At 32.9% G+C, this 12518-nt stretch carries 16 protein-coding genes; 9 read left to right on the forward strand and 7 right to left on the reverse strand.

The genetic code is table 11. The features are described 5' to 3' along the window. Positions 1-92: 92 nt before the first annotated feature. A complete protein-coding gene (locus ACQ96U_RS15615; RefSeq protein ID WP_431722186.1) occupies positions 93-488 on the reverse strand; it encodes a GFA family protein in 396 nt (131 codons plus the stop codon). A gap of 478 nt (positions 489-966) precedes the next feature. On the opposite strand from ACQ96U_RS15615, the gene ACQ96U_RS15620 reads away from it, so the two are divergent. Continuing rightward, on the forward strand, positions 967-1593 hold the full coding sequence (locus ACQ96U_RS15620) for an HNH endonuclease (RefSeq protein WP_431722187.1): 627 nt from the start codon (positions 967-969) through the stop codon (positions 1591-1593). A gap of 327 nt (positions 1594-1920) precedes the next feature. Next, positions 1921-2355, forward strand: coding sequence for a hypothetical protein (locus tag ACQ96U_RS15625; protein ID WP_431722188.1), 435 nt, complete (start codon positions 1921-1923; stop codon positions 2353-2355). Between the two features lie 35 nt (positions 2356-2390). Here ACQ96U_RS15625 and ACQ96U_RS15630 read toward each other — a convergent pair whose 3' ends face one another. Together ACQ96U_RS15630 and ACQ96U_RS15635 are read right to left on the reverse strand one after the other, a co-directional pair. Further along, entirely contained in the window at positions 2391-2867 is a 477-nt protein-coding gene (locus ACQ96U_RS15630; RefSeq protein WP_431722189.1) for a helix-turn-helix domain-containing protein, read from the reverse strand. 57 nt (positions 2868-2924) lie between these two features. Then, complete coding sequence (locus tag ACQ96U_RS15635) at positions 2925-3200, reverse strand: hypothetical protein (RefSeq protein ID WP_431722190.1); 276 nt, start codon at positions 3198-3200, stop codon at positions 2925-2927. Positions 3201-3349: 149 nt separating this feature from the next. On the opposite strand from ACQ96U_RS15635, the gene ACQ96U_RS15640 reads away from it, so the two are divergent. From ACQ96U_RS15640 to ACQ96U_RS15650, 3 genes are all read left to right on the forward strand, one after another. Then, on the forward strand, positions 3350-3748 hold the full coding sequence (locus ACQ96U_RS15640; protein WP_431722191.1) for a hypothetical protein: 399 nt from the start codon (positions 3350-3352) through the stop codon (positions 3746-3748). Positions 3749-3798: 50 nt separating this feature from the next. Then, positions 3799-4338, forward strand: a complete 540-nt coding sequence (locus ACQ96U_RS15645) for a GNAT family N-acetyltransferase (RefSeq protein WP_431722192.1) — start codon at positions 3799-3801, stop codon at positions 4336-4338. A gap of 457 nt (positions 4339-4795) precedes the next feature. After that, positions 4796-5302 (forward strand): DUF4124 domain-containing protein, encoded by a 507-nt coding sequence (locus ACQ96U_RS15650; RefSeq protein ID WP_431722193.1) that lies wholly within the window; start codon positions 4796-4798, stop codon positions 5300-5302. Between the two features lie 111 nt (positions 5303-5413). Here the strand turns inward: ACQ96U_RS15650 and ACQ96U_RS15655 are convergent, their stop codons facing one another. Both ACQ96U_RS15655 and ACQ96U_RS15660 read right to left on the reverse strand, forming a co-directional pair. Then, a complete protein-coding gene (locus tag ACQ96U_RS15655; RefSeq protein WP_431722194.1) occupies positions 5414-5734 on the reverse strand; it encodes a hypothetical protein in 321 nt (106 codons plus the stop codon). A gap of 6 nt (positions 5735-5740) precedes the next feature. Next, positions 5741-6082: a hypothetical protein gene (locus ACQ96U_RS15660; RefSeq protein ID WP_431722195.1), complete on the reverse strand. Its 342-nt coding sequence runs from the start codon at positions 6080-6082 to the stop codon at positions 5741-5743. Between the two features lie 362 nt (positions 6083-6444). On the opposite strand from ACQ96U_RS15660, the gene ACQ96U_RS15665 reads away from it, so the two are divergent. Beyond that, complete coding sequence (locus tag ACQ96U_RS15665; RefSeq protein ID WP_431722196.1) at positions 6445-7134, forward strand: hypothetical protein; 690 nt, start codon at positions 6445-6447, stop codon at positions 7132-7134. A gap of 73 nt (positions 7135-7207) precedes the next feature. Here ACQ96U_RS15665 and ACQ96U_RS15670 read toward each other — a convergent pair whose 3' ends face one another. Together ACQ96U_RS15670 and ACQ96U_RS15675 are read right to left on the reverse strand one after the other, a co-directional pair. Next, the gene (locus tag ACQ96U_RS15670) at positions 7208-7840 is read right to left on the reverse strand and encodes a hypothetical protein (RefSeq protein WP_431722197.1); all 633 of its coding nucleotides are present in this window, start codon (positions 7838-7840) and stop codon (positions 7208-7210) included. 337 nt (positions 7841-8177) lie between these two features. Then, entirely contained in the window at positions 8178-8966 is a 789-nt protein-coding gene (locus ACQ96U_RS15675) for a hypothetical protein (RefSeq protein ID WP_431722198.1), read from the reverse strand. A 520-nt stretch (positions 8967-9486) separates the two neighbouring features. Here ACQ96U_RS15675 and ACQ96U_RS15680 point away from each other — a divergent pair. From ACQ96U_RS15680 to ACQ96U_RS15690, 3 genes are all read left to right on the forward strand, one after another. Continuing rightward, a complete protein-coding gene (locus tag ACQ96U_RS15680) occupies positions 9487-10278 on the forward strand; it encodes a substrate-binding periplasmic protein (protein ID WP_431722199.1) in 792 nt (263 codons plus the stop codon). 365 nt (positions 10279-10643) lie between these two features. Next, a complete protein-coding gene (locus ACQ96U_RS15685; RefSeq protein WP_431722200.1) occupies positions 10644-11402 on the forward strand; it encodes a phosphotransferase family protein in 759 nt (252 codons plus the stop codon). A gap of 669 nt (positions 11403-12071) precedes the next feature. Continuing rightward, positions 12072-12452: a DUF4405 domain-containing protein gene (locus ACQ96U_RS15690; RefSeq protein WP_431722384.1), complete on the forward strand. Its 381-nt coding sequence runs from the start codon at positions 12072-12074 to the stop codon at positions 12450-12452. Positions 12453-12518 lie beyond the last annotated feature (66 nt).

Genomic DNA, 12518 nt, shown 5'->3' on the forward strand with positions numbered 1-12518 from the left:
CATCAAAATAAATGATAATTGAGTGTTTATAGGCCTTGAGCGTGTATCTATGAAAAGAGGCATTAGCCGTATAATCCTGAGTATATATAAGACTACCTGTCTGCAGGATGGCAAATACCATCATTCGTTGGTACTTGTTTTATTTCAAATGGGTTGACACCTTCTAGACAGCCTACATTGTATCCATATTGCTCAGGATTTGACCGGCGTTGGTGATGAGTATAAATACCACAGTTAGAGCAGAAATAATGTTTAGCTGTTTTTGTATTAAATTGATATAACTTTAGTTTATCTTGACCTTTTATTATTTTTATGTCTGAAAGAGGAACAGACGCCACTATTGCACCTTTTCTACGACATATAGAGCAATTACAGCGTCGTGGATCAACAATACCATTGGGTAGGTTCAGTTCTAACACTACTGCACCACAATGACAAGAAGCTTTGTGTTTAGGGCCAATGGCCGTATTACCAACCATTTTAATCATTTATGTAAAGTCCACATGATTTTTGATAATTATGAATCATAGTGTGTATAAAATATTAAGTAAACATGTTGCATTTAATTAAGTAGATATTGATTAATAAAAAAATACCTTAATCACGCTAGTGACGTGGATGGCCTACAAAAATGATTCACGAAGTGGCTATTGTATGAGGGATATTTTTTAAGGTTGTTATAAAACCAACATGATGTTTTGTAGTAGGCACAAAAAAAATTAAAAATAAAATATTAAAAGCTAAATTTTAGTGTTTTTACATAAAAACAAAATCACTATTTTTTTGTTTGTTGTGAGAGGGTAAAAAATAAGTGATAAATTGCTTTATTTCTTTATTAGCGGATTATTTTTAAAGTTAATTTAATGTAACCATTTATCTATATTTTTATATATGTCGGGCGATTTTAATAGTTTATCAACCCTATCTTACTTAAAATAAAAACGTTTGATTGAATGGATGATAATTATGAAAAAAATGAGCCTTACGGTAGTTGCTTTATTAGTAACAATAAATGCCAATGCCCATCCTGGTGGTCTAGACGCAAAGGGAGGACATATGGATACATCGACAGGGGTGTATCATTGTCATAGGGAACCTTGTTTTAGTTTAATGACAAAGCAGTATGATAGAAAAAACTGGCCTCATTGGATTGATGACGATAGAGATTGTCAAAATACCAGAAATGAGATTCTTTTGCGTGATGCAGAAAATGCTGGTTTGTCTGCTAAAGGTTGTAAAGTGACATACGGTGTTTGGCGTTGTCCTTATACAGGTTTAGTATTCACTAATCCAAGAGATTTAGATATTGATCATATTGTACCACTTAAAGAAGCTTTTCGAAGCGGCGCGAGTGTATGGAGTAAAGAGCAGAAAAGAACATTTGCAAACGATTTTGAAAATTTATTGGCGGTAGAAAATTCGGCTAATCGGGAAAAGGGAGATAAAGATCCGGCAAACTGGATGCCTTCAAAATGGGATTATCAATGTGATTATGTTAAGCAGTGGAAACATATAAAACAAAAGTACCAATTAGCTATGGATGATGAAGAAAGTAAAAGTATTAATGTTATAGAACAACGTTGTGCTAATTAAATATCTTAAAATAAATATACCACTTAGGGGAGTATTGAAATTAAAGTAAATAATCGTGCTTATAAATAGTTAGTGCTAAAGGTGGTCACTTTGGACGAGGGAACTACTTTTTCGGCTTTAAATTAATGACAATTGTTGTTATCGCGAAACTATAAATTATTGTACTTTTTTTGAGTCTTTTAGTTTTATTAAGTGCCACATATTTAAATGGAGGTGTTATAAAATTTTTTATAAAAATGTAAACATACTGACGTGTTTAAGTAATGATTAGTAGTGTAAAAGTATGACTAGACCCTTACCGCTAATTTTCAAAAGACCATAAAGAATATGATAAATGAAACACTGCAAAAAACACCCAGTCTGTTTGCGTGGTCTGTATCTGATCATGATGGCGTAGAGAAATATTTTAAGATTATTTTTCATGAGCATGAAGAAGGTGCTAAACAGATAGCTAAATATGCTATGCGTTATAAAGTGGAAGAGCTTGTCGCACACAGAGAGCCTAAGTTTGACCGTTATGCCGCTTTGGGATATGTGCCTGTTTCTGAGCTTCTGATATATGGGTGGTCGGCTGTATGTGGTGGTTGTGGTAAGACAATAAGTCTTACTCAAAAAAGGAGTTTTAAAGATGTTATGACCGAGGGCGAGGAGATTTGGTGCAATATCGATTGTTTTATTAAACAACGATTTCGAGAGAAAAAGCATAATGATAGTAATCATCAAAGAGAAAATGTGTGCACACCAGTACAATTAGAGCTTTAATAATACAGCATCAAATCTCATATTTTATGAAAAGGTTATAGCTTTGTTTGGTGCTTTCTTCGCCAAGCCGCTGGTGTAATGCCATAAGCCTTCTTAAATTGTCTTATGAAATGAGTTGGATCACTCCATCCAAGTTCCTCAACAATTAGGTTGACTGGTGTATTGGTATGTAATAATCGGGAGCACGATTCAGTTAAACGGCATCTTATAATCCACTCGCCAATAGAATAACCAGTATTTTTTTTAAAGAGTGTTGCAAGGTGAGAAGGACTGGTATGGGTTGCAACTGCTACATCTCTGAGGGATATAGGTGATAAGTAATTATGCTGAATATAATCTAGAGCATTAACAATTTTGTTTGAATTATAAGGAGTATCGTTGTCTTCTGGAATGGTTTTTTTAACCTCATTGAGTATTAAAAGTAATATCGACTTAACAACGTCAGTATAATCAACTTGAGTAATCTTCAGCTCCTTTTGTAATTCATCCAATAACATTGTCATATAAAACATACGCTGATCATTGATTTTAAAAACGGGTAAAGCCCCTAATCTGACTTGTCGAAATGGCTACATGAGTGGACTGCTTTCATTGAGGTTTAGGCAGTTTGGGCAAAAGCTAACTGTCCAGATATCAAGATTCTCACCTTCAAGTATTGAGTGAGCTGCCCCTGAAGGAATCAGTAATCCCATATTGGGTGTCAATTCAATGAGTTCTATGTGATGCATTTTTAGGTGGCCAGCTTTTACAACCACCAGAATGTTTTCAGTCTGCGAGCCATGTATTTCTGGGCCAATTTTTTCAATGGTGTGGTGTTCAAGGCATATTGTATGTTGTGGATGCATAGTGTGGCTCTTTATTGATTTTCGAACAATAAGCCGATTTTAACGAAAACTGAGCCATTATAACTAGCTATATTTTAGTTAATACTCTATCGGCAGAAAATAATAAGCCGATTTTGTCCAGAGTAAACCTTATAGTAGGAGGCTCATCAATGAGTATTACACTTGCATTAATGGGATTAGCACTTCATATGCTAATTTGGGAAAAGCTACCTGATTGGGGTAACTGGTTTAATTGGATAATTGAACGACTTCCAAAGCCATTGGCTTACTTGTATGAAGCCTGGCATTGTCCATTCTGTTTTGGTTTTTGGGCTGGGCTGACTTTACATGCTTTGACAGGGATGTATACGATTGAAGATCTAGCAACTATACCTGAGCATTTGGGCGTTGTAGGTGTCCCTATCGCTTGGTTTTTAGATGCACTTACGACTGCATTACTCATTATGCTTGGAAACTTATGTTTTAATGCGATCTCAGGGCCTGCCGTGAAGGGATATCAGTTAAAACAATCGTTTCGAAAAAAAGTCACAGAAGATGAACAGGCTTGATAAAACCTGTGGATATGACCGAGAGAACCAATAGCTGAGCAGTTGTTACTATGACTAAATCCAAAAAAACATTCCCCAAATTGTTGTTGAATACACCAAGATTAATTATTAGCCAAGTAGATCAGACTTGTATTGTTGATGAAAGCTATATTATTAATGATATAGTGAAACTTTTTAGTCCTGAAGTGTTACAGTTCCTTCCAGATGAGTGGAAACTTATTAAAACAAAAGAACAAGTAGTAAATTGGTTGGAAAAACAGCTAAATGCCACTGATTTATACTTAATTAAACTTAAAAAAGAACAAAAAATAATTGGGTTACTTTTTCTCTATTCTAATAAAGATATTAGTTCCACACTAAATATAGGTTATTTATTGAATGATCAATATTGGGGTAAAGGTTATGCAAGTGAACTGTTAACTCATTTAATAGGATACTATAGAAAGGAAAAACATATAAAACGCTTATTAGCTGGGGTAGAAAAAGAAAATACGAGTTCAATTAAACTATTAACAAAATGTGGTTTTAAACAAGTCCAGGTAAATCACTCTGCATGTGAAAGTACATATTATGAGTTAGTGTTAGATTAAAATGATGCATCTGTACATTTTATGTTCAACAAAAAATTGGTTGAGCTAATATTTGTCGAAAAAGTAAATAGCTTTATCAAAAAGAATCTTTAAAAACCAAACAATCGTCCAATAATGGGGGCAAAGGTGACTGTATATTCCTATGTCTGCATAAGTCCCTTTGCATGTGCCGAGAATCTTTTTATGGAGGTTGGCTACCGCATCCTTGTGGTAAACAGTTCGATGTTCATCATCTAGCTTCTGGTATTGCTTGTTTTTGACGACGTAGGCTCACTATACCTGCAAAAAAGTGAAAATAAATGGTTTTGAATACAGTCCACCATATTTTATATATACACTACTAAAGGTATAAAAGGAATTGTCAAAGAGCATATCTATAGAAAAATATGCGTTTAAATACTAGCCTGATAAATGTATAATATACACATAACAAAGGGTTTTTATGGGGTGGCTATTAATGCGTGTTATGGTTTTATTTTTTTTGTTAATAATCACAAAATATGCTTTTGCAGAAATATATAAATGGGTTGATGAATTTGGAGTGACGCATTACAGTGAGAGAGCTCCCATTGGTATAAAAGCAGAAAGTATAAATTTCGATGACGAAGATAAACATGTTAAAGAAGTAATAGATAAAACTGATGGAAATCAAAAATTATCAAAGGGATTAGCTAACCTTATCATGAAAGATTATGGAGATGCTAGTGAATTAGATTGCCAGAAAGCTGTTGATAATGGTAATTACTCACTTGATGTAATGCAGGAAAATATTAGAAAAAGTTTAAAGAATGGATATATATCAAGAGAAAAGTATGAAAAAGGAAGTGCTGAATTTGAAAAACTAAGAATCACTTTGGCTGAGGATAAGTGTGAAAATTCATCAAATGAATGGAGAAAATATTATTTGTGCTTGACAAATTCAATGAATACGATTTTTTCTTGTGCAAATAAATACCTTAAGTGAAAGAATTTATTTAATAATTATTGGCAAATAAAGCAACAGTTTGTAATCAAGGTTTAAGGCTATAAGCTGTTATATGGCTTGATGGATCGGTTAAAAAATAGACAAAAACAGCTAAAAAGCTTCGCATTTGAAAATCATTTTTAATCGCGCTAAAGAAGTAAGATTAGCGCTCGTTTTATCAGTCTTCTCATCAATGCTAACCATTGCGAACTTTAAACCTTGACGATTACAGATATCTTGAGCATCTGCAAAGCTTTTTTTATGAGCTTCATTCTTAGTATAAGCGCTTGCTTCAAGTTGATATTTATTGTCTTCCATAGGCAATATATCAACAATAGCCGTTGAAACAAGATCCTGTTGAAGCTCTGCTATTGTTGAGCATCCACTCATTAAGATAGATAGGCATAAAATAATATATTTCTTTAATTGCATGGTAACTTATTCGCACTTAAAAAGTAATTTTACTTGACGATACTCAGTGGTATCAAAGCCTATACCTAAAGGAAGAAAAGTATTAGCAGCAGACTTAGCTTTAAATGCCATGTCAGAATTTTTAGAAGGCATAATATAATTTAGTACAACCAGTCTTTTCCCATTGTCCTCACAGTAGTCTTCAGCTTTTTCCAAAGCACCTTTAAGTGACTCATCTTTTGTATCATCAGTAGCTATTAAGCTGTAGGTGTCATTTTGTTGTGGGATTAACGTCGTTTTTAAACACCCTGTAATCGGTAATACAAGAATGAAAGTAGCAAAAGCATAAAATAACTTTATTTTGTTCATGGTTTGTGGTTAATTAAAATAATAAGATTGGCTACTCTATCATATAAATGTTAAGTTGACCACAAAAATCATAATAATTATTTAGTTAAGTACTTTAATCCAAGTTATTTGTATCAAAGTTTATCTGATATTGTTAATAGCTAAAAAATATATTGCCAGATTGTAATCAATAATTTATTAATCGATTTTAGAACTAATGTTTGACGTATTTAATTAAGTTGTTTATTTAACTATATATTCATAGCAAAGAGTGTACCTAAGTAAAAGCTTACATTTGATCCTGCAATATAATTAATAGTATGATTATTAATTAGTATCTTTAATAATACTATTTGCACTTCATAATTAGGAATCATACTTTGATGCCAACCTTAAAAAGCCTGTTTAGACTATTTGCGTGTTTAGTGGTAGCAAATGTATTAGCTGGATGTACGCTAACTGAGTACACATTAGATAAAGCTAAAAAACCAGATTTCAAGTGGAAATATTCGTACAATCGTCCAGCAATCACATACGTGAAAAAAGCATATCTAATGGAAGATAAATATTTAAGCTTATGTATGGATGTTCAGATTGATAGAAGAAAACCTTCAAAAGAATATAGTTATACAATTCACTTTGATGAGTTAAGTAAATATGTTAACCAAAAAATAATAAGTGATGTTTTTACAGTGTATGAAATTGATAATTTACGTTTTTCAGAGGGTTGTCAAAACCCAGAAGGGTCGCAACGATTGCCTGTTGAAGAGATTGCTTCACAGCAAATAAAAAAATTTAAAAAAAATGTATCTGAAACTATGATCTATTTGGTAAAAAAATCTAACCCAAAACAAAATTATTTGGCTTTTACATCAATTAAGCCAGTTTTGGGAAAAAATAAAACTATTATATTGAGAATAAAAAGAATACAGAAAATAAATGGGGTATCTATTGATACTGGTTTTTTGTGGTATGGAGCAGTGCCGTTTGCCATTATTGGTGATGCAGCAATTATTGCTGGAACAGTAATCGCTGCAAGCTGCAAGGATTCAGCTTGTACCGGTGGATTTTAATACTTATTATAAAAACTGCTACTAGTGGTTAAGTGAATATACTCATCATCAACTATTTTTATATAATGCTACTTTAATGTTTTGTGCAATTATATTTTTGTTTGCTAAATAAAAAGAATATGAGAAGGAAGAAAAATAGAATAGAGATAGGTTCAGATACAGTTAAGGGAGTAGCTGATATCCATCCAACAGTTGAATCATCCCAGTTGTCAGATTGCATCATACCTACACCGAAGGCATATTGGTTAGGGTTAATTGTGGGTAGAGGTTCAACAAAATCAAATTCACCAAGTAAGTTTGTTTTATAATATGAGTTTCCATCTGGAGAAGTCTTATAAAAGGAAAAATCAATTATGCCAGTTTTTAAAATATCTATAGTATATATTTTGTCATAATAAAAATCTGATTCAGGTGCATATATACCATTTATATCTATTTTAGGATTATAGGTAAAAATATTATCAGCAATTTTAAATGTAAGAGATGCTTTATCCTTTTCAAATGAGTTTAACAGGTTTACACCAAAGGAAAAACGTAAACTTATTCTAGCTGGAGCATTAAGTGCAAGCTTACCTTTTTCATAGTGTATTTGCCAAGGAGCTTGGGAGCTTGTACCAATCCATAGTGGATCATCTACTTCTAAAAGACTACAGTAGGAATAACCTGGGAGGAGAATGAGTAAGAGTAAATATATATACTTTTTCATGGCTACAACCTCAATACGACAAATGAATATAACATTTTGCTATAAGCAAAAGATGAGCCAATACTTTTTATATGTATTGATATATGAAGCTGACTTAAAAGTTGGGAGAGATTGTCAAGAATAGGGAGGATGTAAGTTTTGAAACGGTGTTAAACTACGACCCATTTCATTTGATAAAATAAGCATACGGTAGTACTTTTTGTTAAATAAATTGACGCTGAGGATTAGCATAGAATGTGATAAATTAAGAACTATGCAACATGTTAGGCATGAGTAGTATGTTAAATTTATTAAAAGTATACCTTGTATATAGGTCGATTTAAAATAATATCACGTACTACATATTTTCATTGTTATTTTCCTCTAAACATTGGTTAGAGATGATATCTTTCATAGACTTGTTAACTGGAAAAAGTGAATTAGTGATTTCTAAAATAGATTTCGCGCTAAGAGTGTTTTTCTCTATTCCTCCTAATAATTGTGGTAGGTGTGCTGCAAATTCTGGATATCTCAGTTCAACTCTTCGACTGTTGTTATAAATATCAACATAAGCATTAATAGAAGGGGACCGCAGCTTGCTGAATAGCTCAAGTAGTAGATTAAAGGCTTCAATCTGAATACAATGATAAGCGGCGAACGTTTCACCTCGTAGTTGACGGCACATACCTACGTAGAGCAGGCTGACTATTTCGTTAGCTATCCACTCCTCAGACTTAAGCTCATTATTAATGGGGCTGCATTTAGGGGGTGCCCATTCAGTTTGAAAGTCACTAGCCGCCCAAATGATACGACCTGTAGAGTAACAGATATCATTTAGCTCATAAGGCTCAAATACTGCAAACTCAGCATAAATTTCATCCGCAAACATGACTTTATGACCGTCTTTAGTATTCTGAAAAGAATAGATGATTGGGTGAATTAGACTCAGCCAATCGAGGTTTTGTATAAAATGCTGCTTAAAGCCCTGCCGAACAATTACAAAAAAGTCGAGATCACTGTAATCATCCAACCGTCCCAGTTCAACTCCTACCGAACCTAATGCTAAAAGCCCAAGCGCATTTGTTCTTGATGCTAATGACTTGCTGATGGCGTTTAATCTTTCCAGTAGTTTTTCTTTTCTCTTCATTGTATGGCCTAATTCGATTTAAGCAGCCTGTTGCTTATTAGGGACTATTATCACATATATCCAATATTAAGCAAAAACACATATTACGCTTAAGTGCTGTAAATTTTAATAGTGATACATGAAAAAAATAAAATATTTTAAATAGCTAATATTGTTTTTAGGGTGGGCACTGTTTCCCTATCATCAAAATTTCAGTGAAGTATTGCGATTATAGATTTACATGAAGTTGGGTATTAAACAAATAACTGTAGGTTGACATACCGCTAGTTATAAAGTGAACATTTATTACTGCTGATTAGTGAGCTGCGTTTGTTTAAGGAATGAAGAGCCATTCATATCCGAGCTTACCTGTTACAATAAACTATTAAAGCAGCCGTAGTAAATAAAATTGCTGCTGTTAGTTTTTTGTGGCTTCATTCAAAATGATTTAAATATTCAATACTGCTGGTCATAAACTTGAGCACTAATCAAGTAATTAACTAAACTATGTATTAATTAATACATAAGAAATGAGAAAAATATGACTAGAGCACGTTGTTGTGTTCTTAAAAGCACTGGCTTAGCTATTTACTTACTGACTAGCCATATGGTTCTGGCTGATGATATATCGCTTCGAACTGATTACTGGTGTCCTTATGCGTGTGAAGAAGAATCAGATAAAAAGGGTGTGTTAATTGATATTGTTGAGTATATTTTTAATCGTAAAGGGCATACGTTAGACTATCGGTTAGTGCCTTGGAAAAGAGCCATCGCTAAGACTCGTTCAGGAGAGTTTAACGGAATCATTGGTGCTTTTCATAGTGACGCACCAGATTTTATTTTTCACCAAGAGCCACTGGCTTATTCTGTAAATGTTTTCTTTATCCATTCCGAGAATAAGTGGCAATATACAGGGCTTGACAGTTTATCTAAAATAAGATTAGGGGCAGCTTTAGGTTATAGTTATGGTGTTGAATTAGATAAGTATATTGAAAACCACAAGGATAAAATATATTTGGCATCAGGGGATACTCCTATCGTTGATCTAGTTAGGATATTGATGTTTAAAAGAATTGAAGTGGTGATTGAGAATCGTTGGGTAATGGAACATTATCTAAAAAAGTTGAATAGCACTGTTAAAATTATTGAAGCGGGTATTGGCTCTTATGAGCCTGTGTATGTGGGGTTTTCACCAGTGAATCCATTATCATATCAGTATGCTAATGAAATTGATCAAGAGTTAGTGAAGATGAAAAGTGATGGAGCATGGATGAGAATTTTAAATGTATACGGTCTTATTCCAAATAAATTAACCAAGCTAAAAGCTCCGTAGAACCTACCAGCTTGCATTTTAAGTGACTGCTAGGTCATTTAAAATGCAAGTGTGTTCTAGCTGGAAAGTACGAAGCACTTGCTATGTATGCAATAGTTTGGTTTACCGTAGTTAAGCCTCATAAAAGTCATTTAGCTGCTTGATGGTTAGTTGCATTTCTATTTTAATTTATCTAAATTTGCATACTGTAATGACGGTTACAATAACTTAGCAGGATTATGAATTAAAGGAGGTAACATGATTTATAATAATTAGAGCATATTACGATATGCTACTTAAAAAATGGAAAAACTGAGAATAGATGCTCTTATTATATTAGTGGGCCATAAATTTAGGAAAATTATGAACAAGGAAGAACTTTCCAAATGGGAAGTGCAGAAGTGTATATTACTGAGTATTTAGGTGTTCTGTGTGTCCATAAAGTCAATGTTTCTCCTGTTGAAATGAGTTTTTATAAACAGGTTGCACCTCAACTAGAGATGCAAGGCATTAATATTCCCAGACTCATTGATACTAATGGAAATGACTTGTTTCTCGAATATATTCCTAACCAACTTTCTCTTAGCGAACTTAACAAAGCGCCAGAAACGTATAAGCAGCTTGTATTAATTCACAATTGTAGTTTACCTTTTATTCCGGATCGTAAGTTGCACTGTTGGACATCTGAACAAACACAAAATACCTTATCTGTTCTCGATTTACCTAAATTTGCTGAAGATTTATTAAATCACTTATGTAAGCTAAGTTCAGTACTATTTCAGTCAAACTCCTTTATTTCAGGAGATACTAATGCTGGAAACTGGGGGAAGCGTAACAATGGTGAATTTGTATTATTTGATTGGGAACGATTTGTGCAAGGTAGTCCAGCGATTGATCTTGCTCCATTAGTACAAGGAATGGGTAATAAAGCAACTTACACTGATGTAGTTGAGCGCTATATCAAGCATAACTCTATTACAGATGGAGCAGAATTGTATAGACAGCTTATTCTTGCTAAAGCGTGGATAGTGGTAGAAGTAGTAAATTTGTTAGTCATAAGGAACAACGCTATGACTGATAAATTTATAAATTGGTATAATGATATACTTCCTGATTGGTGTGAGATGATTCTAACCTTACTTTAATATATTATTAACTGAATATTGAGTTATAAATAAGTTTAGGAAAACGTATAGTATTGCTGTCAATGTTTTAATAGTTATGTTTATAAATATTAATTGTATTCACTTCATGTTAATAGTAATGTCAGGTTAATTAATAATATTAAAACTGTTAGTGACTAAGATGTTAGGTAATAAAAGTCAAAAAACCAGTAAATGGTACATATCATAGCTGACATAATAAGAAAAACAGTACTAATTAACAATGTAACAATGAGTAATGTTTTTTTTCTACTGGTACTCACGCTTAATTAATCCTCAAAAATTTTTTACATGTTATCATGTATCTTTATTTTGACATAGTAGTTAACCTTCTTTGTATCAAGCCCTTTTACTTGTCCCTCAAAGTCATTCATTACAATATTGATTGCTGTAAGTCAGTATTCACTTAACGCTATGATGTACTAAATGAAATAAAACATTAGTCTTGATACGATATGCTGGCAACATTATGATAGGCTTTGAGATCGATTTTTAGCAACTAAAGTTAAAAAGAGCTTCGTTCTAGTAAGGTTAAGCTATTTGGGATGATAGTGATTATGTATAAAAACCATTATTGATCAGTTTTAGATCACTATAAGCAGTGAATACTTCGACAATTAATATTTAGGTAATTTAAATATGAACCGCAGCATGATTATAAAGTATGTTGATATAATCTCATTCATAACATTAGTCCTCATGACGGCTACAGGAATATTTCTAGAGTATGTGCTCCCTGAAAGAAGTAGAGGAATGAGTGTATTAGGGCTTACTCGACACCAATGGGGAGATATTCACTATTACGTAGCATTAGTTTTTTTGTTAATGATGTCACTTCATTTGTTACTCCATATTAAATTCATTAAAAGTGTAATATTGCGTAATTCATCAAAAGAAATTAAATATAGAATCGCAGTTGGGGTTTTGGGTTTAGTTGGTTTGTTTTTCCTGGTGTCGGTGCCGTTTGTCGTGGAAACAAAAAATAATAACAAATTAAGAGAAATGAGGTGGTATGAACAGTCATTACCTTGATACTCGAAATCATTATTCTTGTAAAATATGTTCTAGGTATTTTGTTGTGATGTTGTAATTCGGTCA

The sequence above is a fragment of the Zooshikella sp. RANM57 genome (assembly GCF_050749885.1).
In the GTDB taxonomy this organism is placed as follows: Bacteria; Pseudomonadota; Gammaproteobacteria; order Pseudomonadales; family Zooshikellaceae; genus Zooshikella.

Bases quoted from the DNA above. Each gene is read 5' to 3' on its own strand.
- ACQ96U_RS15630 (WP_431722189.1), bottom strand. From the start codon at position 2,867: ATGTTTTATATGACAATGTTATTGGATGAATTACAAAAGGAGCTGAAG.
- ACQ96U_RS15665 (WP_431722196.1), top strand. From the start codon at position 6,445: ATGCCAACCTTAAAAAGCCTGTTTAGACTATTTGCGTGTTTAGTGGTA.
- ACQ96U_RS15625 (WP_431722188.1), top strand. From the start codon at position 1,921: ATGATAAATGAAACACTGCAAAAAACACCCAGTCTGTTTGCGTGGTCT.
- ACQ96U_RS15670 (WP_431722197.1), bottom strand. From the start codon at position 7,840: ATGAAAAAGTATATATATTTACTCTTACTCATTCTCCTCCCAGGTTAT.
- ACQ96U_RS15640 (WP_431722191.1), top strand. From the start codon at position 3,350: ATGAGTATTACACTTGCATTAATGGGATTAGCACTTCATATGCTAATT.
- ACQ96U_RS15685 (WP_431722200.1), top strand. From the start codon at position 10,644: ATGGGAAGTGCAGAAGTGTATATTACTGAGTATTTAGGTGTTCTGTGT.
- ACQ96U_RS15690 (WP_431722384.1), top strand. From the start codon at position 12,072: ATGATTATAAAGTATGTTGATATAATCTCATTCATAACATTAGTCCTC.
- ACQ96U_RS15650 (WP_431722193.1), top strand. From the start codon at position 4,796: ATGCGTGTTATGGTTTTATTTTTTTTGTTAATAATCACAAAATATGCT.
- ACQ96U_RS15645 (WP_431722192.1), top strand. From the start codon at position 3,799: ATGACTAAATCCAAAAAAACATTCCCCAAATTGTTGTTGAATACACCA.
- ACQ96U_RS15635 (WP_431722190.1), bottom strand. From the start codon at position 3,200: ATGCATCCACAACATACAATATGCCTTGAACACCACACCATTGAAAAA.
- ACQ96U_RS15675 (WP_431722198.1), bottom strand. From the start codon at position 8,966: ATGAAGAGAAAAGAAAAACTACTGGAAAGATTAAACGCCATCAGCAAG.
- ACQ96U_RS15680 (WP_431722199.1), top strand. From the start codon at position 9,487: ATGACTAGAGCACGTTGTTGTGTTCTTAAAAGCACTGGCTTAGCTATT.
- ACQ96U_RS15660 (WP_431722195.1), bottom strand. From the start codon at position 6,082: ATGAACAAAATAAAGTTATTTTATGCTTTTGCTACTTTCATTCTTGTA.
- ACQ96U_RS15615 (WP_431722186.1), bottom strand. From the start codon at position 488: ATGATTAAAATGGTTGGTAATACGGCCATTGGCCCTAAACACAAAGCT.
- ACQ96U_RS15655 (WP_431722194.1), bottom strand. From the start codon at position 5,734: ATGCAATTAAAGAAATATATTATTTTATGCCTATCTATCTTAATGAGT.
- ACQ96U_RS15620 (WP_431722187.1), top strand. From the start codon at position 967: ATGAAAAAAATGAGCCTTACGGTAGTTGCTTTATTAGTAACAATAAAT.